The sequence below is a fragment of the Flavobacterium sp. WC2509 genome, from assembly GCF_052683105.1.
Genome location: NZ_JBQZFG010000001.1, coordinates 1,084,120 through 1,106,986, shown reverse-complemented (window position 1 = coordinate 1,106,986; position 22,867 = coordinate 1,084,120). Strand labels below are relative to the sequence as shown.

Genomic DNA, 22,867 nt, shown 5'->3' with positions numbered 1-22,867 from the left:
GTAATTATTTCTTTTTAAGCTTCTCTTTGAAAAAATCAATGGTTCTAGTCCATGATAAAGTAGCTGATGCTTCATCGTATCGGGGAGTAGTATTATTGTGAAAACCGTGATTGACACCTGGATAGAAATAAGCGGTATTTTCGACTTTATTTTTTTTGAGGATAGCTTCATATGTAGGCCAGCCCTCATTGACACGAGTATCTAAACCGGCATAATGCAATAGGAGTGGAGTTGTTATTTTTTCGGCTTCTTCAGCAGTGGGCTGTCCTCCGTAATAAGGAACGGCTGCTGATAAAGTAGGGATTTTGACAGCCATCATATTGGCAATCCAGCCTCCAAAACAAAATCCGACAACACCAACATAACCATTGCAGTCTTTATGTGATTTTAGATATTCGTAAGCAGCAATAAAATCTTCGAGCATTTCTTCGCGGGTACGTTTTTTTTGAAGTTCTCTTCCAGCATCATCATTTCCGGGATAACCTCCTAGTGGAGATAACGCATCTGGAGCTAAGGTGATGAAGCCTTCAATTGCACCCCTTCTTCCAACATCTTCTATATAAGGATTGAGTCCTCGATTTTCATGAACAACAATTATTCCAGGTAACTTTTTTTTAGTTTCTGTTGGTTGTGATAAAAGCCCTTTGATTGCTCCACCACCTTTTGGAGATTGATAGGTAATATAATCGGATTTTAGCCTTGGATCATCGGATTTGATAGTAATTGAGTCCACATAATTGGGAGTCATAAAATTTAGGAGTGTGGGAACGGTTAAGGTTCCTATTGCAAAAAGTGACAACTTCTCAATAAATTGTCTTCTCTCGATTTTGTTATGGGCGTAGTCATCGTATAGGTCAAAAATTTCTTGACTGATATCTTCTTTGGTTATTTTTTGCATCGTTTTTTATTTAGGCCAACTAATTTATGAAAAAAGGTGATACCATTTCCTGAAATTTCATCTGAAATTCAAAGTTGTATTTTTATAAACTGTATATAATTAAAAATTGAAATCTGTTTTATAAGCGATTTGTTTTGATTTTTTGTTTATTATTTTAACAAAAGAAAGGCTTTAAATATAGTTGCATGCTCGTAAACTAAAAACATTTCTTTACTTTTGTGCCAATCAATTTTTTAACTATGTACAAGCTTTTTATACGCCCTATCCTTTTTTGTTTTGATCCAGAAAAAGTACACTATTTTACTTTTTCATTAATTAGAATAGTTTCAAAAATACCTGGATTTCCCTCTTTATTTAGATTTTTATATCAAGTAAATGACAAGAGATTAGAAACCGAAGTTTTTGGATTAAAATTTAAAAATCCTGTAGGTTTAGCAGCTGGTTTTGATAAAAATGCAAGCTTGTATAATGAACTTTCAAATTTTGGTTTTGGATCTATCGAAATAGGAACATTAACACCAAAAGCACAGCCAGGAAATGATAAAACGCGTTTGTTTCGTTTAAAAGAAGATTCGGCTATTATTAACAGAATGGGCTTTAATAATGAAGGAGTTCTTGATGCTGTTGAGCGCTTAAAGAAAAATAAAGGAGTTTTAATAGGTGGTAATATTGGAAAAAATAAAATCACTCCAAATGAAGAAGCAACGTCTGATTATGAAATTTGTTTCGATGCATTATATGATTATGTAGATTATTTTGTTGTTAATGTGAGTTCTCCTAATACTCCTAATCTTAGAGAATTGCAAGAGAAAGAGCCACTTACTCAATTATTGCAAACGTTGCAAAATAAAAATTTAGCTAAGCCAAAACAAAAACCAGTTTTACTTAAAATTGCTCCAGATCTTACTGATGAACAATTGCTGGATATTATTGATATTGTAAATGAAACAAAAATTGCAGGAGTAATTGCAACCAATACGACTATTTCTCGAGCTGGATTGCGTTCTTGCAACCAAACTGAAACGGGAGGTTTGTCTGGTAAACCATTAACATCTAGATCTACCGAAGTGATCCGTTTTCTATCTGAAAAAAGTAATAAAGCCTTTCCTATTATTGGAGTAGGAGGTATACATTCTGTTAAAGATGCTTTAGAGAAATTAGAAGCGGGTGCTAGTTTACTTCAATTATATACTGGTTTTATTTATGAAGGACCTGCATTGGTAAAGGATATAAATAAAGCTATTTTATCAAAAAAATAATGAGATAACGATTTCTTTCTTTATAACTCAAAACCTTTTTTATATATTTGATAGTTATGGAGGCAATAAAAATTATCGAATGTCCGCGAGATGCTATGCAAGGCATAAGAGCCTTTATTCCTACTGAAAAAAAGGCTGCTTATATTCAGGCTTTGCTTAGAGTAGGTTTTGATACAATTGATTTTGGTAGTTTTGTTTCTGCAAATGCTATTCCGCAAATGCGAGATACTGCTGAAGTTTTGGAACAACTTGATTTGTCTAAAACGAGAAGTAAATTGTTGTCTATTGTCGCTAATGTTCAAGGAGCAACTCTGGCTTCTCAATATGCTCAAATTCAATATTTAGGTTTTCCATTTTCTATTTCAGAAAATTTTCAAATGCGGAATACGCACAAGACAATTGCTGAATCTTTGGTAACCTTAGATGAGATTTTAAATATAGCTGACAAAACAAATAAAGAAACGGTTGCTTATCTTTCGATGGGATTTGGAAATCCATATGGAGACCCTTGGAATGTTGAAATCGTTGCAGAATGGACTGAAAAATTGGTTGGAATGGGAGTAAAAATTTTATCCCTTTCGGATACCGTAGGAAGTTCTACACCTGATGTAATTGAGTATTTATTTTCTCATTTAATTCCACAATATCCTCAAATTGAATTTGGAGCTCATCTCCATTCAACACCCAATAAATGGTTAGAAAAAATGGAGGCTGCTTACAAAGGTGGTTGTCGCCGTTATGATGGGGCAATTCAAGGTTTTGGAGGATGTCCTATGGCTTCTGATAATCTAACAGGTAATATGCCTACAGAAAAATTACTGTCTTATTTTACAGTTCAAAAGGAAAATACCAATTGCAGTCCAATGAGTTTTGAAAGCGCTTACAACGAAGCTTCAAAATTATTTGGTGAATTTCATTAATGTTAACTTTGTTTTAAGTATTTAATAGTGAGGTAGTTTAGTTTTTTTTAATTACCTTAGTGGGACTCCTGCGCCTCAGTTATTCTACTATTAAAATACATAATATGGAATCTACTTTTGTCAAAAAAACTGTTTTAATTGTTATACTAGTTAAGATTTTTTTTTCTTGCAGTAGTGACTTGGATTTCGATCAAGCGAATGATTTGAATGTACACCCCATTGTTGCATCTAATCTTGCCTATATTAATCTAAATGCTTCTGATTTTGTTGTAAACGGCGCTGAATCTCCTGTTTTTTCTGACACAACCGATGTTGACTTTTTTGGACATCCATTTATTGAAGATAATTTAGCTAAAGCTGAATTGTATTTTAGAATTAAAAATACAATTGACAGAGCCTATATTTTTAATGTTGCTTTTTTGAATAAAAATAATAACCTTATTTATAATATAAAGATAGAAGTTCCAAAGTACAGCGGGACTGAAGTTATGGTCGAAAAAACAGTAATCTTTGCTGCGGCTAACTTGGTTACATTGGAGAATACAACCAAAATGATTTTTTCAGTTAGGATGCTTTCTGGGACACTCATAACAAATACTACACCCGGAAGAGTAGAATTGAGCTCAAGTTTAACTGCTTATTTCGATGTAAAATGAGAAAAATAACGATCACTTTGTGTTTCTTTTTCTCTTTTTCTTGTTTTTCTCAGAATAAAGAGATTTTATATAATTTCACTCCTCAACCTCAAAGTCTATTGCTGAATCCTGGGGCTGATGTAAAATTTAAATGGTTTTTTGGCGTGCCTTTACTTTCTGGTATTTCGGCTAATGTGGGTTCGACAGGTTTTGATGCATACAGTTTGTTTGCAAATAATGGAGTGGATTTTAATACCAAAGTAAAAAATGCGGTTGCTTCAGTCGATAGGAATGATTATGTTACAGCCAATCAGCAGCTTGAAATATTTACAGCAGGATTTCGGTTAAGTGGATTTAAGGGTGATTCCTATATTTCTTTTGGAATGTATCAGGAGTTGGATTCTTTTATTTATATCCCAAAAGATTTGGCGATATTGTCTTTATATGGGAACAAAGATTATATTGGGAAGTCTTTTAATTTAGGGGATTTGAGTGCTAAAGCTGAGTTGTTATCTGTTTTTCATGTTGGATTTACTAAACCAATCAGCGAGAAGCTTATTCTTGGTGTTCGAGGAAAAATATATTCCAGTATTTTTAATGGAACATCAAAGGATAATTCGGGTTATTTTGTGACGACTCAAGGAGATAATTTAATTTATAATCAAGTAATCCATTCCAATTTAGAGCTTAATACTTCTGGTTTGACAAAGTATATGGATGAAAATTATGATGGTGATGTTGCAAGTGATATGAAAGATGATGCGATTCACAGAGCTTTTCTGGGAGGAAATTTGGGATTCGGACTCGACTTGGGATTTACGTATTATCCCAAACGAAACATACAAGTAACGGCTAGTTTAGTTGATGTAGGTTTTATAAATCATTCTAAAGATGTTGAAAGTTTTACTTTTAAAGGAGAATATAATTTTAAGGGAGTCATTACCGATTTTAATTCAGAAGGTACAATAGATGATGCTTACCATGATTTTGAAGAAGCAATTCCTTTTGATACTTTATATCATAAATACACAACGTTTCGCCCTTTAAAATTTTACTCTTCATTTCAGTATTCATTTGAAGAGGAACGACCAACAGAATGCAATTGTACTGCCGATGAAGATTTTGGGTATCGAAGTGCTTTAGGAGTTCAGCTTTTTGCAATGAGTACGCCTCGACAGCCTCTGTTAGCTTTGACGGGGTATTATAGAAGAAGAATATTAAAAGGATTGCAAATGAAAGCCACGTACACTATCGATTCGTATTCTTATTCGAATGTTGGTTTAGGATTGACAACTAAAATAGGTATAGTTAATTTTTATGCAATGGCAGATAATCTTTTGGCTTATAAAGATGTTTCTAAGGCAAATGCTCTCACGTTTCAAATAGGATTTAATATTATTTCTGGAGGGAGTAATAAGTAGAAACTTTTCCTATAATACTTCCGATTTTATTCTTTTTTAGAATAGGTTTTAAAAAAAAAATAGCCTAGTAAAGTGTTTTTTAGCTTAAGATTATGTATATTTGCACGCAATTCAACTAGAAATTGCAACATGAAAGCACACGACTCTAAGATTATCGGCGAAGGTTTAACTTACGATGATGTATTATTAGTTCCAAATTACTCCAATGTACTTCCTCGCGAAGTGAGTATCAAATCAAAATTTTCCAGAAATATTACACTTAATGTTCCTATTGTATCTGCAGCTATGGATACAGTAACCGAAAGTTCTATGGCAATTGCTATGGCACAAGAAGGTGGAATAGGTGTTTTACATAAAAACATGACCATCGAACAACAAGCAGCCAAAGTACGTCGAGTAAAACGTGCTGAGTCTGGAATGATTATCGATCCGGTTACTTTACCATTGACTTCTACTGTTATTGATGCTAAAAATGCTATGAAAGAATATGGCATTGGTGGTATTCCAATTGTAGATGAAAACAAAATCTTAAAAGGAATTGTTACTAATAGAGATTTACGTTTCGAAAAAAACTTAGCAAGACCTATTGTTGAGATTATGACTAAAGACAATTTGGTAACTGTTGCCGAAGGAACTTCTTTAGCTGAAGCTGAAGTAGTTTTACAAGGTTATAAAATTGAAAAATTACCTGTTATCAATGCTAATAATGAGTTAGTTGGTTTAATCACTTTTAGAGATATTACCAAATTAACACAAAAACCAAATGCCAATAAAGATAAATTTGGCCGTTTGAGAGTAGCTGCCGCTTTGGGTGTTACTGCCGATGCTGTTGAAAGAGCAACTGCTTTGGTAAACGCTGGAGTTGATGCTGTAATTATTGATACCGCTCACGGGCATACTCAAGGTGTGGTAGATGTATTAAAAGCTGTAAAAGCTAAATTTCCAAAATTAGATGTCATTGTTGGTAATATTGCTACTCCAGAAGCAGCAAAGTTTTTAGTAGAAAATGGTGCTGATGGTGTAAAAGTTGGAATAGGACCTGGTTCTATTTGTACAACAAGAGTTGTTGCAGGGGTTGGGTTTCCTCAATTTTCTGCAGTTCTTGAAGTTGCAGCTGCTATAAAAGGAACAGGAGTTCCTGTAATTGCCGATGGTGGAATTCGTTACACAGGTGATATTCCTAAAGCGATTGCAGCAGGAGCTGATTGTGTAATGCTAGGTTCATTATTAGCAGGAACAATGGAATCTCCAGGAGAAACTATTATTTTTGAAGGAAGAAAATTCAAATCATACAGAGGAATGGGTTCTGTTGAAGCGATGCAGGAAGGATCAAAAGATCGTTATTTCCAAGATGTAGAAGATGATGTTAAAAAACTGGTTCCAGAAGGTATTGTAGGTCGTGTACCATATAAAGGAGAGTTGAACGAAAGTATGCAACAATTCGTAGGTGGACTTCGTGCTGGTATGGGATACTGTGGATCAAAAGATATTGCTACTTTACAAGATACAGGACGTTTTGTTCGTATTACTGCAAGCGGAATTAACGAAAGTCATCCTCATGATGTAACTATTACTAAAGAAGCTCCGAATTATTCGAGATAAAATAGTCTTAATGGCGAAAGTCTAAAAGTCAAAAGGTGCAGGATTTAGTTCTTGCACCTTTTTTTATTAGATTTAATTATGTTAACGTTAGCTTTTAGTTTACTATCATTAAATTATTTCTCACGCATTTCATGAAAAAAAGGAGTTGTTTTTTCTTCAACGCATTTTGCCGCATATAAAAACATAGCTGCACTCCAAGTCTGCCAATTTTGACCTTTGGGTTCTCCATCCTGTGCTTTTATCCATTCATTAAAACCAAACTCCATATTTTCCTCATTTATATAATTAGGGAATTTTTCGTTATTCTGGGCAGCAGATTCAGTTGAAGGATTTATTTTTTTTAAACAGTCTGCTAATGCTATTAATTTTTTTTCAGCCAATGTAAATCTTTTTGCCGCCACTAATGCTGCGATATAAAAACCACATATAAACGGCCAAATACCACCATTGTGGTACTCACCAGGATTATTAAATTCAGAATACCTATCGTGCCAATCTGGATCGTCGGGATAAGTAAAAGGGAAAAAATTTGGGGGTAAATCAACGGCCAATAATCCTTTGTTTTTCATTGCTTCACATTCGGCTTCTATCCATGAAACCATTTCATCGGCTCTTGTTGGCGAAGCAATTCCTGATAAAATAGCAAGACTATTTCCTAACAAATCAAAACGTTCACTACTATACACTTTATACGCCCAAAAGGCATAATATGGTTTGTCCTTTAATGTCAAACCTTCATGCACATGATGATGAATTACACCTCCTGTAATGGTAAAACGTTTCATTTCATCATACAGATTCTTAGCTCTTTCTGATTGATTTAAAATCTTCAAAAAACTATAAGTCAAAGTATTCACAAATAACCCATAACCCAGTACCCATTGTTCATCGCGCCAGTCACTGGTGGGCTGTTGGGCAATCAGAGACATATCGGAGGGGCTTTGATATTCCATCCAGACTAACGCTTTTTGAACGGCCTCTTTTAAAAAATCCGGTTCGTTATTTATTTGTCTGTAAATACCAACTCCCAATAAAAATAAAGGTGTTGTATCGCTTGCTCCTCTATCATCAGCATCATGAACCAAAGAGGGAATGTGCCCCCTTTCTGACTGAGTTATCGCTAAAGTTTCCAAAACTTTCCAAATACTATTTAATAGCTGTTCATTTCCAGAAACTGCAATTCCGAGAATAGAAATTAATAAATCTCGGGTATAGGGTTCAGGATATCCCCAACCAGCAGTTCGGGGAAGCCCGTCAAAGGGGCCGTGCATGTTGTGCAAAAGCACTTCAAGAGCGGCTTTTTTGGCTGCATTTATTGCTGAAGTGTGTTGAGAATTAATCATTGCAGTTTATTTTATGCCTAATTTATCATTCATTATTTCTATAAATCTTTTGGCAACAATTTTGTAATCAAAATTTTCGACTACTCGTTTTCTGCCAGCTTTTCCCATTCTTTGCCTTAGTTCTGCATCGTTCATCAAGCTTAATAATCCAGTGACAATATCTTGAACATTAGCGCGATAATCGACAGTTCTGGGTTCTTTAAATTTAACTTTATAATTACTTTCAAATCCTGATTCATAACCAAGGATAACTTCGTCTACCACAATTTTTTTTGCAACATTGGCTAAAAATGCAGTTTCGCCATCAATCAAGGTGTCCAGCATTCCCATAGCTTTAATGCCAATAACAGGTTTTTCGCATGCACCCGCTTCTACTTGTGGCATTCCAAATCCTTCCAATCGAGATGGCGCGGCATAAATATCGCAGGCAGCGATGAGGTATGGCATAAAATTTCGAGAAATGGTGTTGGTTGCATAGGTAACGTTCTTTTCAATACCCAAGTCGGATGCCATTTGCAGGTCATCGAGGTTTTGAGATTTTGTTCTTGGTTGAGGCCAAACTTTGCAGACATATTTCCAGTCTGGAGCAATATTATCAATAATTGCCAAAGCTTGCATAACTTCTTGAGCACCTTTGGATGCGGCATCACCACCTACGGTCAGAATCATTAATTGATCTGGAGAAATACCTAAAGATTCCCGAACAGCCAGTATTTTAGGGTTATTTTTATCGTAAGGTTTGAAAGAATCTGTATTACAGCCCACAGGGAGCACTTCAATTTTGTCACCATTGATTCCGTCTCTAACATACATTTCTTTTACCCAATGGGAAGTGACCAGTATTAAAGGAAGTGCATTTAAAACTTCTTGATAATTAGCAATATAACCATCTGCAACCAACCATGGAACTGGCTGAATACCATACCGCTGTGGATGTAAAATTAACTGTGGTGTATGACCCCAGTAGCCAATGCCAACCACTACATCAGGTTGAAACCAGCGGTAATACCACTCTTTTTCTTGTGCCGATTCAAAATGGACGGCATGTGCGTCAACGCCTAATTCTAATAAGCCTTTGTACAAAAGATCCCCTTGAGTTGCTAATCCGCCTGGCGAAGGAGGATAGTCATAAAGCACTAATACTTTCATAAAAAAATAATTTTATTAAATTATCTATTCAAAAAATCAATCGCATCATTTCTTTTATTGAAAACCCAAAAGGCTTCTGCTTTTGGCGTTGCCTTTGCTTCCCAACTGCTTTTCTCAAAACCATAAGTATCTGTTATTAACTTATGTTTTTCAATCCAAATTTCGTTATCAAGCGTTTCAAAATAGGAAGCCTCTTCAATTGGTTTTGGAAAATAATTTCTATTCCCATCTTCGTAGGCAAAAGCCCAAAGCTCATTGGCATCAATTTTACCCTTATTCCAAAGCATTATTACAGCTTTGCTAACTTCTTCGTGTCGCAAATGTTTGGTGTATTCTCCCTTTGGACTATGGGTTATTATTAAATCAAAATGCCTTTGGGGTAGTAAATCCAATAGTTGTTGCTCAACTTCAATAGTATTCAAAGGGGTTTGTTCGGGTTCATCATCAAGATCACCCATTATTCCTTGTGCTTTTATAATTTTTAAAACCTTGTGAAATTTAGACGAACGGTCTGCATCATTTTTTCTGCAAAGACTGATAATAAAAATATTCCATTGGGGATTATTCAGTATGGTTCCGCCTGCCCAAAGGATTTCGTCGTCGGGATGAGCAACTATAATGGCTACAGTTTTATGCGGTTTACTATCCATTTTCAAAATTATTTTAAACTGGATTTATTTCAGTGAATACTATTTTTCATTTTATTGAAAGGAATAAATGTACCAATATTTATTCTTTTTTTGTAACTATTAAGTAATTTTTATTTTGTAATTATCTGATTTTTAATATTTTCTATTTTTAAAATAGCAAGAACATAGCTGTTTATAAAGTTTGTTTCAACAGCCATATGTAAAACCAATTGGGTGTATATATAAGAAAGATTATATGTTGTATGTTTAAAAGTGTGCCTATTTTTGACTGGATTTTTTATGGTAAGGGGCTCTTGTATTTTTGGTAGGACCTCCTATGGTTTTGGAAGGAGCACCTATATTTTAGGTAGGTTCTCCTATGATTTTGATAGGAGCACTTATGTTTTTGGTAGGAGCTCCTACAGTTTTGATAGGACCTCCTATGATTTTGATAAGAGCACCTATGTATTGGGTAGGTTCTCCTATGATTTTGGCAGGAGCTCCTATGGTTTTGGTAGGACACCTAAAGTGTGAGTGGGCGTTGTACTATTTACAGGAGAGTATCCACTAAACAGTGTAAATTTTTGTCAGGACGAGACATTATTTAAGTGGTTCTGCAATTCCGATTAAAATACCTTCGGGACCACGAATGTAACAAAGTCTATAAGAATCTTGGTATCGAACAACTTCTTCGACAAGTTCTGCCCCGTGCTTGTAAAGTCTTTCGAGCGTATCGTCTATATCGGCAACGGCAAACATAACGCGTAAATACCCTAAGGCATTTACAGGAGCGTTGCGATGGTCTTCGATTATTTCTGGATTAATGAATTTGGATAATTCCAGTCGGCTGTTTCCGTCGGGTGTAACCATCATGGCAATTTCTACGGATTGATTACCGAGTCCTGTTACACGGCCAGCCCATTCGCCTTCAATTATTGCTCTTCCTTCTAATGCTAAGCCGAGTTCAAGAAAAAAAGCAATAGTTTCGTCAAGAGATTCTACCACAATCCCTACATTGTCCATTCGAAGCAAATTATGTTTTGTCATAGTCTGAAATTTATGATTAAACGATTTTCTTTAAGTTGCATAAAACTGTTTGTAATTTTTGCTAACGTGAGCGTTCCGCTCGTGCCTATCTAAGATCACGAGCGGGACGCTCGCGCTAGCAGATAGCAGTTCATTGTTTTTCTTCGAGTTAAATTTGCCCGTTATAGTTTGGGTCAAAATCTACCATCCATTCAATACCGTATTTGTCTCTAAACATACCAAAATATGAACCCCAAGGGCTGTCTGCAATTGGTACTTCAATTTGTCCGCCTGCTGAAAGTCCATTGAATAATTTATCTGCTTCTTTTTTGCTTTCTGCGCTTATTGAAATTTTACTTCTATTTTCGTTTTCATTTGTACGTCCCATACTTTCAGGAACGTCGTTGGCCATTAAAACATTTTTACCGATAGGTAAAGCAATGTGCATTATTTTGTTTGCTTCATTTTCTGCTATTGGATAGTCAGTGCTTGCAATATCTTTGAAACGCATAATCTTTGCGAACTCTCCACCAAATACTGATTTGTAAAAATTGAATGCTTCTTCGGCATTTCCGTTGAAATTAATGTAAGGATTGATAAGTGCCATGATTTTATTTTTTTTATTTTCAAATGTATAAAAAAGCATTATATTTTTTAATATTTTATGCTTTGAAATAAAGGTAAAAGTATTGATTATTAGTCTTTTGAGGTGTTTTTAGGATGATAAATATGTCGCCTAGCCCCGATAGAAGTGGAAATCCTTATGTGCCGGGGTTCGGCACATAAGATTGAAACGGAAAGCGGGAGTGAAGTTGTACTGAAAAACTAGGGCTGTGCTCCTAAAAAAAAAACACCAGCCTTTCGACCAGTGTTTTTGTTAGATAGGAGAAGTTTAATCATGCGCCAAATCCGCCAATAGTTTTTTGTCGCCAACAATCCATAAAATATCATCCTTTTCTAAGATTATATTTGATTCAGGATTTAAGGTTCGGATTCCTCTTTTTTCGATACCGACGATCAGTCCTTGTGTTTTTTCTCGGAGTTTAGATTGGAGAATACTTTTGCCTAAAAAAGTGTGGTTCTTTAATTCAATTTGTCTCAAAACAATATCTGGTTCAACGATTGTTGGAGAAAGATCCATTTCATGTTGGTCTAAGTATTTTTTAAATTCTTGTACCTGCGCATCAGTTCCAATAACGCATACTTCATCCCCTGGGAAGATACGCTCGTTTGCATTTGGAATGTGAATCATAACATCACCTCTTTTTATAGAAACAATGTTAATTCCTAACTTTTCTCTAATTTGTAATTTCTTCAAAGTTTCGCCAGCAATATTTGATTCTGCAGCAATATCAAATACAGCCATGTGCCCGTCCCAAGGTGATAAATCACTTCGGCTTCTTTTGGCTCTGTCAATTTCTCTATCATTTAAATTCTTTAAAAAATGATTTTCAATTTTATGATACTGCATGTGTAGTTTTTTTTGAAAAATCAAATAAAGCACCACCGCAATGACTAATACCATAAAGGCTATTTTTGGAGAGAAGAAGATGTTTACTAATAAACCAATAAAGAAAATAGACAATAGAATACGAATAAAAAAGAGCATGGTCAATGGTCCACGAGATTTGCGGTCGAGCATTAATTGTTCTACTTCTTTGGTAGCAACTCTTCGAAAGGCAAGCGCCCATAAAAAAGGGGATAATATTCCTAAAATTATCAAAGCGCCTATTGAGTTTCCTAGATGATAATCATTTACTAACGGGAGAATAAATCGTGACGAAATCAGTATAATGGCAAGAATGATTACCACAAGGATAACTACTTGTATCAAAAAAGCATTGATTACTGTTTGCCATAAACTGACTGTTTTTATCGCTTGTGTACTGGCAGAGTAGCGTTCGATTCGTTTGGTCCATTTACGAGGTAATTTGTGAGCAAGGTATTCGGAAAAAGGTAACGAGTATTTAATCATAAATGGAGTGGTAAACACCGTCACTGCTGAAACTGCAACCACTATTGGATATAAAAAAGTATTGGTGACTTTTAATGTTACTCCCAGTGTAGCTATGATAAAAGAAAATTCCCCAATTTGAGATAAACTCATTCCTGTTCTAATCGAATCTTTTAAAGGTTGTCCAGATAATAAAGCGCCAAAAGTAGAGCTAATAGATTGCCCCAAAATAGTCACTACCGATAGAATAATAACAGGAACGGCATGCTGATACAATACATCAGGATTAATTAACATTCCAACCGATACGAAAAAAACTGCGCCAAATAAATTTTTGACAGGTTTTATTAAATGCTCAATATGTTCGGCTTGAGTAGTTTCGGCAATTATAGAACCCATTATAAAAGCGCCAAGAGCTGGAGAAAAACCAACGTTTGAGGCAAAAATAACCATCATCAGGCATAATGCTATTGATAGAATAAGTAGCATTTCGTCTGTCAACAAATTTTTAATTTTTTTGAGAAAGGTTGGGATAATAAAAATTCCGCCCAAAAACCAAAGCACAAGAAAAAATACAAGTTTTACCACCGACATTAAAAGTTCGCCACCCGATATTTGATTACTCACCGCAACGGTAGATAATAAAACCATCATTAATATGGCAAGAATATCTTGAACAATGAGAGATCCAACAACAATTCCTGCGAATTTTTGAGTTTTAACCCCTAGTTCGTCAAACGATTTTAAAATAATAGTTGTCGAAGATATCGAGAGAATAACCCCCAAAAAAACACTGTCCATCGTAGGCCAACCTAACCATTGACCAACAGCATAACCAATAATACACATCGTTACAATTTGAACACCAGCAGTTATGGAGGCGGTGCCACCAACTTTCATCAGTTTTTTAAAACTAAATTCCAATCCCAAACTGAACAACAAAATGATGATTCCAATTTCAGCCCAAATTTCAACGCTTTTAATATCTTTTATTGATGGGAAAAAATCAAAGTGATTTCCAGCCAAAAAACCAGCAATCAAATATCCTAATACTAAGGGTTGTTTTAGTTTTTTAAAGATTAAAACGGCAATTCCAGCCGTCATTAATATTAATCCTAAATCGGTTATTAAAGGTTCTAAATGTTGTGTTGTATCCGCCATTGTACGCTGTGTTTTTATTTTTAGGAACTAATCCAGCCATTTGTTTCAAGTTCTAGGTTATCAAACTTTTTCTAAACACTGACAGGATTTTCTTCCAATCGTTTTGTTTCAGTATAAGAAAAGAAATAGTTTTATTACACCTCAAAGCTTTTTACTATAGTTTGGCTAAAAAAGCATAGGAATTATAGGGTTGGATATAAAAATAATACATTTTCTGCATGAAAAGGCATGAAAAAGCACTTTAATTTAAATTATCCAAATCAGACAAGGTGTAAAATTTCATGTTGTTACGTTCGATGTATTGACAAATCAGTTCCAATGTTGCCTTCTTTGTCTGGTAATCCCCAGTTACATTTTTTACTATATTGTGGCTATTCAAAATAAGAATCTTATTGTTCTTTTTTGCATAATCTAATAGCTTCAAAAGATGAGGAATGCTAAAATGATTATGAGTGTCATCAACACTAAAGCTAAAGACAGTTCCAGTTTTATTAAAATAGCAACCTTGTTTAGAAGCATCTTTTTCGCAAAATGCTCTTCCGCGTATTATTTTAAATTTTTTTAATAATGTGGTATCCAAGGATTTGGTTCTCCCGCCATAAGGATAAGCAAAAGAGGTAACTTTTAAACCATAAAACGACATTAAATCCAGCATCGGATTTATTTCTTGGTCTAAATATTCATCTATAGTGTGATCGCAGAGAAAAGTATTGGCATTATAATGATTAAGTCCATGACCTCCAATTTCGTTTCCTTCCTTTTGTAATTTCAAGAGTTTTTTAATTTCTGAAAGACTTAAAGTGTTTATTTTACAAACAAAAAAAGTGCCTTTCCAAGAATATTTTCTCAATTCTCGGTCTGTAGCAAACCATTCATTTATATATGCATCGTCAAAAGATAAAATGACCCCAGCGATATTCGGTTTAGTTTTTGGTTTTAATTTCTCTTTTTCAAAGGTGAAGAAAAGAAAAAAAGCACAAAGCAATATGGTTATTAGAATATAATTCCTCCTCATTGTTTTGTGCTTTTATAAATGCTTTTTTATAGTATTAAATTCCCAAGAAATTACTTGGAGTGATTTGCAATAATTCTGCTTTAATTTCATCCGAAACATCAAGCGTAGCGATAAAACTGTGAATAGCATTTTTATCAATCGCTTCGTTGGTTCTTGTCAAACCTTTCAACGCTTCATAAGGATTTGGATACGCTTCTCTACGTAAAATTGTTTGAATAGCTTCGGCTACAACAGCCCAGTTTTTCTCTAAATCTTCGTGGAATTTAGACTCGTTCAATAATAATTTGTTCAAACCTTTCAAAGTCGCTTCAAAAGATATGATAGTATGTCCCATTGGCACACCAATATTTCTCAAAACGGTACTGTCTGTCAAATCACGCTGTAATCTTGAAACTGGTAATTTAGCAGATAAATGTTCGAAAATAGCGTTTGCTATCCCTAAGTTTCCTTCAGAGTTTTCAAAATCAATCGGATTAACTTTGTGTGGCATTGCCGATGATCCAATTTCTCCCGCTTTGATTTTTTGCTTGAAATATTCCATTGAAACATACGTCCAAATATCTCTGTCTAAATCGATAATGATTGTATTGATTCTTTTCAACGCATCAAAAAAGGCAGCGAAATGATCGTAATGTTCGATTTGTGTTGTTGGGAAAGAATGGTGTAATCCCAAGTTTTCCTGAACAAATTTGGTTCCAAACTGTTTCCAGTCAATTTGTGGATACGCTACATGGTGCGCATTGTAATTTCCTGTTGCACCACCAAATTTAGCAGCAAACGGAATATTGAACAACAAACGCATTTGCTCTTCTATACGCTCTACAAAAACAGCAATTTCTTTACCTAAACGAGTAGGCGAAGCAGGCTGTCCATGAGTACGTGCAAGCATTGGAATATCCTTCCATTCTTGCGCTAATTCCTTTAATTTGGAAACTAAAGTGATTAACGATGGCATGTAAACTTGCTCAAACGCATCTTTAGTCGAAAGCGGAATGGCAGTATTATTAATGTCTTGAGAAGTTAATCCAAAATGGATAAACTCTTTATATTCGGATAATCCCAGTTTTTCAAAAGCATCTTTGATGAAATATTCAACAGCTTTTACGTCGTGGTTAGTTACTTTTTCAGTTTCTTTTATCCAAAGAGCGTCTTCGGTAGAGAAATTTTTATAAATAGAACGTAAACTTTCGAATAAAGAAGAATCAACGTTTTTTAATTGAGGTAGTGGCACTTCGCATAAAGCAATGAAATATTCAATTTCAATTAATACGCGGTATTTGATTAATGCTTCTTCAGAGAAAAAAGGAGCTAATGATAATGTCTTATTTCTATAACGACCGTCGATTGGTGATATAGCATTCAATTCGTTTAGAGTAGTCATTTTTTGTTGTTTTTTCGAAAGGCACAAATATAAACAGAATTTAGGGATTAGGGAGTACGAAATTTAAGGTTTGATAAAGAAATTAGTTATAAAAAACAGAACTGTTTAATGAAATTAAAAGATTTAAACATTGAGAAGGCATTTTGTCTGAAATTTAATTTAAAATAAAGTTATATTTGTTTAATAAATTACGCAATATAGATGAACAATATAAAAAATATTTTCAGTATAAAGGATCTTGAAAATCTTTCGGGTATCAAAGCACATACAATCCGAATTTGGGAAAAACGATACAATGTTTTACAGCCCATGCGTACCGATACCAATATACGTTTGTATTCTTTATCAAGCCTCCAAAAACTATTGAATATTACTCTGTTGCATGATCATGGGTATAAGATTTCTAAAATTTCAACCTTTACAGATGAAAAAATAGTCGAAATGACACGTCAAATTGTTTCGAATAAAAATGCAAAAAACCATGCTGTCAATGCTTTTAAGATGGCGATGATGAATTTTGACCAAGATCTTTTTTCTAATACTTACAATTGGTTGCTGGAAGAAAAATCTTTTAAGGAAATGTTTCATCAAGTGTTTATTCCATTAATGGAAGAGATTGGTTTATTGTGGCAAACCGATACAATTACTCCTGCCCACGAACACTTTATTAGTTGTTTGATATTAAAGAAAATCTTGATTAATATTGAACAAGTAGAAGTGAATAAGCCCGTTAATAACAGCAAAGTTTATGTTTTGTCACTTCCTCTTAATGAAATTCATGGATTAGGATTAATGTATTTGCATTATGAAATTGTTTCAAGAGGATACAGGGTTGTTTATTTGGGGGAGAGTATGCCGATAGTTAATTTGAAAGATTTGAAGAAACATTATAATTCAATTATTTTCCTGTCCTATTTTACGATTCAGCCGGAGAGAGATTATATCAATGATTATGTTAGTAACATGGTAACAGAACTTTTAGGTGACGGTTCTCAAATTTGGTTGATTGGTAAAATGACCCAGTACATTGATCAAAATTTATTACCTGCTGATGTTAAAGTTTTTAATTCCATTCCAGATTTAATAGAAATGGTTTGATTTTTTGTTTAAGATTTTTGTACATTTGTTAAACAAATGAAAAAAACAATCTCAATAATAGGTTCTGGATTTTCGGCTATGGCTGCAGCATGCTATTTGGCTAAAAGCGGTCATGAAGTAACGATTTATGAAAAAAATGCTTCAATAGGAGGTCGAGCCCGCCAATTGAAAGCCGAAGGGTTCACATTTGATATGGGACCTAGCTGGTATTGGATGCCCGACGTTTTTGAACGTTTTTTTGCTGACTTTGGCAAAAAAACTACCGATTATTATGAGCTTGTAAAACTTTCTCCAGCTTATCGTGTTTATTATGGTATTGATGATTTTATAGCTATTGCAGATAATTTGCCTCAAATCGTGGCTGATTTTGAAGCTATTGAAAAAGGAAGCGGTCAAGTTTTAAAGGAATTTATGGCTGAGGCCAAAAGCAATTACGATATAGCCATCAAAGAATTAGTGTATCGTCCGGGTGTTTCTCCAATGGAATTGGTAACTGTTGAAACGGCCAAGAAAATCCGTCAGTTTTTTAGTAACATCAGTAAAGACATTAGAAAGAAATTCAAAAACGAGCGACTCATTCATATCTTGGAATTTCCCGTTTTGTTTCTTGGTGCAAAACCATCCGATACGCCTTCTTTTTATAATTTCATGAATTATGCCGACTTTGGTTTGGGAACTTGGCATCCCAAAACTGGGATGTTTGATGTTGTTCGGGCAATGGAAAGTTTGGCGAGAGAATTGGGTGTAACTTTTGTAACCAATGCCAATATTGAAAAAATTAATGTCGAAAATAAAACAGCTCGTTCTATAGTAGTTAATGGAAAAACGATTTTATCCGATATTATTTTGAGTGGTGCCGATTATCATCATACCGAAACTTTATTAGACCAGCAATACAGAGCCTATTCAGAGGATTATTGGGATAGCAGGGTTTTTGCGCCGTCTTCATTATTGTTTTATGTAGGGTTCAATAAACGATTAAAAAATATTTCGCATCACGCTTTGTTCTTTGATGTCGATTTTGAACAGCATGCCAAAGATATTTATGATGCCCCACAATGGCCGGTAGCACCTTTGTTTTATGCTAATTTCCCATCATTGACGGATAGAACTTCTGCTCCAGAAGGTATGGAATCAGGCTTTTTTCTTGTACCGCTTGCACCTGGAATAGACGATATAGAGGAGTTAAGAGAGGAATATTTCGATAAAATAATTGAGCGTTTCGAAATTTTAACCCAACAGACGGTAAAAAGCAATATTATATTCAAACAGTCTTTTTGTAAAAATGATTTTGTTTCAGAGTACAATTCATACAAGGGAAATGCTTACGGAATGGCAAATACACTTTTGCAAACTGCCTTTTTGAGGCCAAAACTCAAAAGTTCCAAAGTGAAGAATTTATATTTCACGGGGCAGTTGACCGTTCCTGGGCCCGGTGTTCCTCCAGCGTTAATTTCTGGAAAATTGGTATCGGAATTAATTGATAAACAACTTTTAAATTCATAGTCATGAAAGAATTATTTGATGATGTGTCCTTTAAGTGCAGTAAATTGGTCACCAAGAATTACAGTACTTCGTTTTCTATGGCGGTTTATATGTTGGCACCCAGCATTCGAGATGCGATTTACAGTGTCTATGGATTTGTGCGTTTTGCCGATGAAATTGTGGATTCCTTTCACGGTTATGACAAAGCATATCTAATTAATGATTTTGAAGCCGAATATTACAAAGCCATGAAATCGGGCATCAGTTTGAATCCAATTTTGAATTCCTTTCAACAAACAGTTAAGGAATATAATATAACTGATGAAATGATTCAGTCATTCCTCAAAAGCATGAAACTCGATTTGGTCAAATCCGATTATCACACCACGGAAGAATACAACGAATATATTTATGGTTCTGCCGATGTAGTGGGATTGATGTGTCTCAAAGTTTTCGTCAAAGGGGATGAAGCCAAATACAATCTCTTAAAAGATGAAGCCATGCGATTGGGTTCTGCTTTCCAGAAAGTAAATTTTCTTCGTGATTTAAAAGATGATAATTTAGTACTTAATCGAAACTATTTTCCAGGAGTCGATTTGAAGTCTTTTGACGAGAAATCAAAAAAAGCGATAATCGAGGAAATCGAGGAAGATTTTAGAATTGCCTATCAAGGAATCATAAAATTACCTTTGGAAGCTAAATTTGGAGTATATACAGCTTATGTTTATTACAAAAAACTGCTCAAAAAACTGGCACACACACCTTGTAATGAAATAGGAAATTCAAGAATCCGAGTTTCCAATTATTCCAAAGCAGGATTGTTGGCGCAATCGTTCGTATCTTACAAGCTGAAATTGGTCTAGAAAAACTGCATAAATTTTTAATTTAATAAAAAGAATATGATTTCCTTTTTGATTTTTTTAGGCGTTTTTTTATTCATGGAATGTGTCACATGGCTTACGCATAAGTACATTATGCATGGACTCATGTGGTATTTTCACTCTGATCATCATCAGCCAAAATATGAACATACATTTGAGCGCAACGATATATTCTTTCTGATTTTTGCCACACCCAGTATTGTTCTTTTTTATTTTGGAGTGCAGGGCGGAATGAATTATTTGTTTTTCATCGCACTAGGCATAACCACTTACGGTTTTTGCTATTTTATGATACATGACGTATTGATTCATCAACGGTTCAAATGGTTTAAGAATACTAAAAACAAATATTTAGTTGGTTTGCGTAAGGCTCACAAAATGCATCATAAGCATTTGGGAAAAGAACACGGAGAATGTTTTGGAATGTTATTTGTGCCTTTTAAATATTATAAAATCTAATATGTCACTATATCTTTTTTTGAATATTGCCTCGTTCCTTATTCCGTTTCTGTATAGTTTTGAAAAAAGAATGAAATACAGTAAGCGTTGGAAAGTGATTTTCCCTTCTTTGATTATTACGGCTATCTTTTTTATTGTTTGGGATATCATTTTTACCCAAATGGGAGTTTGGAGCTTTAATCCAAGATACCATTCCGGGATAGAATTTTTTGGTTTGCCAATAGAGGAGTGGCTTTTTTTTATTTGCATTCCTTACGCTAGTATATTTATTCATTTTTCCTTTCAGTATTTCCTGCCGAAAGTGGCTTTGAGTGATACTGCGGTAAAAATAATTTACTCTGTTTTGTTACTAATTACTATCCCTGTAATTGTATTTAATTATGATAAATGGTACACTTTTATAGATCTTAGTTTGTTTGTAGTTGTTATGACAATTGCCGTTTTTAATGGGGAAAAAATTCTCAATACCTATTTTATTACTTTTCTAATTATACTGATTCCATTTTTACTCGTAAATGGAATTCTCACAGGTAGTTTTATTGAAGAGCCGGTTGTTTTTTATAATGATAATGAGAATTTGGGTATTCGATTGGGAACAATACCTATTGAAGATATTGGTTATGCTTTTACAATGTTGTTGATGAGTTTAATTCTGATGAAAATAATTGATATAAAAAATGAAAGTATATAAAAAAGAAACTGTTCAACACATTAATGCTTCGCTTGAGGAATGTTGGGCTTTTTTCTCTAGTCCAAGAAATTTACAAAAAATAACCCCCAAAACGATGGGTTTCGAAATCACCGATTTTGACAACCAGTTGATGTATGCGGGGCAAATTATTCAATATAAAATTTCGCCTCTTTTGGGATTAAAATTGAATTGGGTCACCGAGATTACTAAAGTAAAAGACAAGGCTTATTTTATAGATGAACAACGTTTTGGGCCTTACAGTTTTTGGCATCATAAGCATTTTTTTGAAGCCACTGCAAACGGAGTCAAAATGACGGATGTAGTACATTATGCTTTGCCTTTAGGATTTTTGGGACAAATCGTGAATGCTTTATTCGTCAAAAAACAACTGAAAGAAATATTTGATTACCGTTTTGTAAAGGTTGATCAGATTTTTAACAAAGAAGATTCTAAGTTGCTAAGATTCTAAGCAACTAAGATTTATTAAAAGGGTAAAAATATTTTAAAAATGAGAATAGAAACTTAGCATCTCAGTTACTTAGTTTCTCAGCAACTTTAAAAAAAATGACAAAACAGCAAGTATCTATTTTTTGGTTCCGACGAGATTTGCGTCTCGAAGATAATGTGGGGATGTATCATGCTTTGCAATCAGAGCATCCTGTAATTCCGTTGTTTATTTTCGACACGGATATTCTGAATAGTTTGCCAAAAAATGATGCTCGTGTTGGTTTTATACACGAATCACTCAGTAAAATAAATACAAAATTGAATGCCATTGGGAGTTCAATTTTAATTAAGAAAGGAACAACAATCGAGGTTTGGAAATCCCTTTTTGAAGAGTTTGCCATTTCGGAAGTTTTCTTCAATAAAGATTATGAACCCTATGCTATTAAGAGAGATTTAGCCATTGAGGTATTAGCAAAAGAGAACAATGTTTCTTGTTTTTCTTTCAAAGACCAAGTGATTTTTGAGGAAAAGGAAATCACAAAATCCGATGGTTTGCCTTATACCATTTATACACCGTACAAAAATAAATGGCTGGAAAAATACAAATCGATGGCTCCGCTTCAAGAGTATATAACTCTAAATTACTTGTTCAATTTTCACAAAAGTAATTTTGATTTTCTCACTTTAGCGCAAATAGGTTTTGATAAAAGTGATATAAAAGTGATTCCGCATAATCTCACTCAGATTTCCAATTACCACGAAACTAGAGATTTTCCTGCTATTGACAGCACTTCGTATTTGTCACCTCATTTGCGTTTTGGTACGGTCAGCATCCGGAAATTGGTCAATTGGGCAGTTCGAAAAAACGATGTTTTCTTGAGCGAATTGATATGGAGGGAATTTTTTATGCAAATATTATTCAGCTTTCCAAAAGTGGTCACCCATAATTTCAAATCAGCTTATGATGGAATTCAGTGGCGCAACAATGAGGAAGATTTCAAGCGATGGCGCACAGGAACTACCGGTTATCCTATGGTCGATGCAGGAATGCGACAGCTTAATGCAACGGGCTATATGCACAATCGAGTGCGTATGGTAGTGGCGAGTTTTTTGTGCAAACATTTATTGATTAATTGGCAGTGGGGCGAAGCTTATTTTGCCGTAAAACTGTTGGATTATGATTTGTCGGCAAATGTAGGGAACTGGCAGTGGGCTGCAGGAACAGGTTGTGATGCGTCACCTTATTTCAGGGTTTTTAATCCCGATATTCAACTCAAAAAATTTGACGAAAAAGGAATCTATATCCGTAAATGGATTCCTGAATTTGATTTGGGTTACGCACAACCGATGATAGAACATGCTTTTGCCAGAGATAGAGCAATTGCAACTTATAAAGCGGGAATATTGAAATGA

General features: G+C 34.4%; 22 protein-coding genes. 13 read left to right on the top strand and 9 right to left on the bottom strand.

Annotated elements, in window-relative coordinates; all coding sequences use genetic code 11:
• Positions 1-4: 4 nt before the first annotated feature.
• A complete protein-coding gene (locus ACUN3A_RS04405) occupies positions 5-898 on the bottom strand; it encodes a dienelactone hydrolase family protein (RefSeq protein WP_445550129.1) in 894 nt (297 codons plus the stop codon).
• A gap of 239 nt (positions 899-1,137) precedes the next feature.
• Here ACUN3A_RS04405 and ACUN3A_RS04400 point away from each other — a divergent pair, with 239 nt between their 5' ends.
• The 5 genes from ACUN3A_RS04400 (at position 1,138) to guaB (ending at position 6,735) form a co-directional block, all read left to right on the top strand.
• Complete coding sequence (locus ACUN3A_RS04400) at positions 1,138-2,157, top strand: quinone-dependent dihydroorotate dehydrogenase (RefSeq protein ID WP_445550128.1); 1,020 nt, start codon at positions 1,138-1,140, stop codon at positions 2,155-2,157.
• 56 nt (positions 2,158-2,213) lie between these two features.
• A complete protein-coding gene (locus ACUN3A_RS04395; protein ID WP_445550127.1) occupies positions 2,214-3,077 on the top strand; it encodes a hydroxymethylglutaryl-CoA lyase in 864 nt (287 codons plus the stop codon).
• Between the two features lie 104 nt (positions 3,078-3,181).
• The gene (locus ACUN3A_RS04390) at positions 3,182-3,733 is read left to right on the top strand and encodes a hypothetical protein (protein ID WP_445550126.1); all 552 of its coding nucleotides are present in this window, start codon (positions 3,182-3,184) and stop codon (positions 3,731-3,733) included.
• Positions 3,730-5,133, top strand: coding sequence for a DUF5723 family protein (locus tag ACUN3A_RS04385; protein WP_445550125.1), 1,404 nt, complete (start codon positions 3,730-3,732; stop codon positions 5,131-5,133). The genes ACUN3A_RS04390 and ACUN3A_RS04385 overlap by 4 nt, the downstream gene beginning before the upstream one ends.
• A 129-nt stretch (positions 5,134-5,262) precedes the next feature.
• Positions 5,263-6,735 (top strand): IMP dehydrogenase, encoded by a 1,473-nt coding sequence (guaB, locus tag ACUN3A_RS04380; RefSeq protein WP_445550124.1) that lies wholly within the window; start codon positions 5,263-5,265, stop codon positions 6,733-6,735.
• Between the two features lie 113 nt (positions 6,736-6,848).
• Here the strand turns inward: guaB and ACUN3A_RS04375 are convergent, their stop codons facing one another.
• From ACUN3A_RS04375 to ACUN3A_RS04365, 3 genes are read right to left on the bottom strand one after another with little or no spacing between them, the layout of a single operon-like run.
• Complete coding sequence (locus ACUN3A_RS04375) at positions 6,849-8,078, bottom strand: amylo-alpha-1,6-glucosidase (protein ID WP_445550123.1); 1,230 nt, start codon at positions 8,076-8,078, stop codon at positions 6,849-6,851.
• Positions 8,079-8,084: 6 nt separating this feature from the next.
• On the bottom strand, positions 8,085-9,227 hold the full coding sequence (locus ACUN3A_RS04370; RefSeq protein WP_445550122.1) for a glycosyltransferase family 4 protein: 1,143 nt from the start codon (positions 9,225-9,227) through the stop codon (positions 8,085-8,087).
• A 20-nt stretch (positions 9,228-9,247) separates the two neighbouring features.
• Positions 9,248-9,877, bottom strand: coding sequence for a PIG-L family deacetylase (locus tag ACUN3A_RS04365; protein ID WP_445550121.1), 630 nt, complete (start codon positions 9,875-9,877; stop codon positions 9,248-9,250).
• 358 nt (positions 9,878-10,235) lie between these two features.
• On the opposite strand from ACUN3A_RS04365, the gene ACUN3A_RS04360 reads away from it, so the two are divergent.
• Positions 10,236-10,427 carry a hypothetical protein gene (locus ACUN3A_RS04360; RefSeq protein WP_445550120.1) on the top strand — a complete coding sequence of 64 codons (192 nt, stop codon included), beginning with the start codon at positions 10,236-10,238 and terminating at the stop codon, positions 10,425-10,427.
• Between the two features lie 29 nt (positions 10,428-10,456).
• Here ACUN3A_RS04360 and ACUN3A_RS04355 read toward each other — a convergent pair whose 3' ends face one another.
• The 5 genes from ACUN3A_RS04355 to purB all read right to left on the bottom strand — a co-directional run bounded on the left by ACUN3A_RS04355 (position 10,457) and on the right by purB (position 16,393).
• Positions 10,457-10,903: a VOC family protein gene (locus tag ACUN3A_RS04355; protein ID WP_445550119.1), complete on the bottom strand. Its 447-nt coding sequence runs from the start codon at positions 10,901-10,903 to the stop codon at positions 10,457-10,459.
• Positions 10,904-11,051: 148 nt separating this feature from the next.
• Entirely contained in the window at positions 11,052-11,489 is a 438-nt protein-coding gene (locus ACUN3A_RS04350; RefSeq protein WP_445550118.1) for a VOC family protein, read from the bottom strand.
• A gap of 285 nt (positions 11,490-11,774) precedes the next feature.
• Positions 11,775-13,997, bottom strand: coding sequence for a cation:proton antiporter domain-containing protein (locus ACUN3A_RS04345; RefSeq protein WP_445550117.1), 2,223 nt, complete (start codon positions 13,995-13,997; stop codon positions 11,775-11,777).
• A 241-nt stretch (positions 13,998-14,238) separates the two neighbouring features.
• Entirely contained in the window at positions 14,239-15,012 is a 774-nt protein-coding gene (locus tag ACUN3A_RS04340; RefSeq protein ID WP_445550116.1) for a polysaccharide deacetylase family protein, read from the bottom strand.
• Between the two features lie 34 nt (positions 15,013-15,046).
• Positions 15,047-16,393, bottom strand: a complete 1,347-nt coding sequence (gene purB / locus ACUN3A_RS04335; RefSeq protein WP_445550115.1) for an adenylosuccinate lyase — start codon at positions 16,391-16,393, stop codon at positions 15,047-15,049.
• 201 nt (positions 16,394-16,594) lie between these two features.
• Here purB and ACUN3A_RS04330 point away from each other — a divergent pair, with 201 nt between their 5' ends.
• From ACUN3A_RS04330 to ACUN3A_RS04300, 7 genes are all read left to right on the top strand, one after another.
• A complete protein-coding gene (locus ACUN3A_RS04330; RefSeq protein ID WP_445550114.1) occupies positions 16,595-17,491 on the top strand; it encodes a MerR family transcriptional regulator in 897 nt (298 codons plus the stop codon).
• 36 nt (positions 17,492-17,527) lie between these two features.
• Positions 17,528-18,997: a phytoene desaturase family protein gene (locus tag ACUN3A_RS04325; RefSeq protein ID WP_445550113.1), complete on the top strand. Its 1,470-nt coding sequence runs from the start codon at positions 17,528-17,530 to the stop codon at positions 18,995-18,997.
• 2 nt (positions 18,998-18,999) lie between these two features.
• Positions 19,000-19,839 carry a phytoene/squalene synthase family protein gene (locus ACUN3A_RS04320; protein ID WP_445550112.1) on the top strand — a complete coding sequence of 280 codons (840 nt, stop codon included), beginning with the start codon at positions 19,000-19,002 and terminating at the stop codon, positions 19,837-19,839.
• 36 nt (positions 19,840-19,875) lie between these two features.
• Positions 19,876-20,316 carry a sterol desaturase family protein gene (locus ACUN3A_RS04315; RefSeq protein ID WP_445550111.1) on the top strand — a complete coding sequence of 147 codons (441 nt, stop codon included), beginning with the start codon at positions 19,876-19,878 and terminating at the stop codon, positions 20,314-20,316.
• Between the two features lies 1 nt (position 20,317).
• Entirely contained in the window at positions 20,318-21,007 is a 690-nt protein-coding gene (locus ACUN3A_RS04310) for a lycopene cyclase domain-containing protein (protein ID WP_445550110.1), read from the top strand.
• A complete protein-coding gene (locus ACUN3A_RS04305) occupies positions 20,994-21,476 on the top strand; it encodes an SRPBCC family protein (protein ID WP_445550109.1) in 483 nt (160 codons plus the stop codon). The genes ACUN3A_RS04310 and ACUN3A_RS04305 overlap by 14 nt, the downstream gene beginning before the upstream one ends.
• 95 nt (positions 21,477-21,571) lie before the next feature.
• Complete coding sequence (locus ACUN3A_RS04300) at positions 21,572-22,867, top strand: cryptochrome/photolyase family protein (RefSeq protein WP_445550108.1); 1,296 nt, start codon at positions 21,572-21,574, stop codon at positions 22,865-22,867.

Coding starts and splice junctions, on each gene's coding strand:
- ACUN3A_RS04365 (WP_445550121.1), bottom strand. CDS start 9,877: ATGGATAGTAAACCGCATAAAACTGTAGCCATTATAGTTGCTCATCCC.
- ACUN3A_RS04305 (WP_445550109.1), top strand. CDS start 20,994: ATGAAAGTATATAAAAAAGAAACTGTTCAACACATTAATGCTTCGCTT.
- ACUN3A_RS04405 (WP_445550129.1), bottom strand. CDS start 898: ATGCAAAAAATAACCAAAGAAGATATCAGTCAAGAAATTTTTGACCTA.
- ACUN3A_RS04355 (WP_445550119.1), bottom strand. CDS start 10,903: ATGACAAAACATAATTTGCTTCGAATGGACAATGTAGGGATTGTGGTA.
- ACUN3A_RS04300 (WP_445550108.1), top strand. CDS start 21,572: ATGACAAAACAGCAAGTATCTATTTTTTGGTTCCGACGAGATTTGCGT.
- ACUN3A_RS04375 (WP_445550123.1), bottom strand. CDS start 8,078: ATGATTAATTCTCAACACACTTCAGCAATAAATGCAGCCAAAAAAGCC.
- guaB (WP_445550124.1), top strand. CDS start 5,263: ATGAAAGCACACGACTCTAAGATTATCGGCGAAGGTTTAACTTACGAT.
- ACUN3A_RS04400 (WP_445550128.1), top strand. CDS start 1,138: ATGTACAAGCTTTTTATACGCCCTATCCTTTTTTGTTTTGATCCAGAA.
- ACUN3A_RS04310 (WP_445550110.1), top strand. CDS start 20,318: ATGTCACTATATCTTTTTTTGAATATTGCCTCGTTCCTTATTCCGTTT.
- ACUN3A_RS04390 (WP_445550126.1), top strand. CDS start 3,182: ATGGAATCTACTTTTGTCAAAAAAACTGTTTTAATTGTTATACTAGTT.
- ACUN3A_RS04320 (WP_445550112.1), top strand. CDS start 19,000: ATGAAAGAATTATTTGATGATGTGTCCTTTAAGTGCAGTAAATTGGTC.
- ACUN3A_RS04385 (WP_445550125.1), top strand. CDS start 3,730: ATGAGAAAAATAACGATCACTTTGTGTTTCTTTTTCTCTTTTTCTTGT.
- ACUN3A_RS04325 (WP_445550113.1), top strand. CDS start 17,528: ATGAAAAAAACAATCTCAATAATAGGTTCTGGATTTTCGGCTATGGCT.
- ACUN3A_RS04345 (WP_445550117.1), bottom strand. CDS start 13,997: ATGGCGGATACAACACAACATTTAGAACCTTTAATAACCGATTTAGGA.
- ACUN3A_RS04350 (WP_445550118.1), bottom strand. CDS start 11,489: ATGGCACTTATCAATCCTTACATTAATTTCAACGGAAATGCCGAAGAA.
- ACUN3A_RS04395 (WP_445550127.1), top strand. CDS start 2,214: ATGGAGGCAATAAAAATTATCGAATGTCCGCGAGATGCTATGCAAGGC.
- ACUN3A_RS04330 (WP_445550114.1), top strand. CDS start 16,595: ATGAACAATATAAAAAATATTTTCAGTATAAAGGATCTTGAAAATCTT.
- purB (WP_445550115.1), bottom strand. CDS start 16,393: ATGACTACTCTAAACGAATTGAATGCTATATCACCAATCGACGGTCGT.
- ACUN3A_RS04340 (WP_445550116.1), bottom strand. CDS start 15,012: ATGAGGAGGAATTATATTCTAATAACCATATTGCTTTGTGCTTTTTTT.
- ACUN3A_RS04315 (WP_445550111.1), top strand. CDS start 19,876: ATGATTTCCTTTTTGATTTTTTTAGGCGTTTTTTTATTCATGGAATGT.
- ACUN3A_RS04360 (WP_445550120.1), top strand. CDS start 10,236: ATGATTTTGATAGGAGCACTTATGTTTTTGGTAGGAGCTCCTACAGTT.
- ACUN3A_RS04370 (WP_445550122.1), bottom strand. CDS start 9,227: ATGAAAGTATTAGTGCTTTATGACTATCCTCCTTCGCCAGGCGGATTA.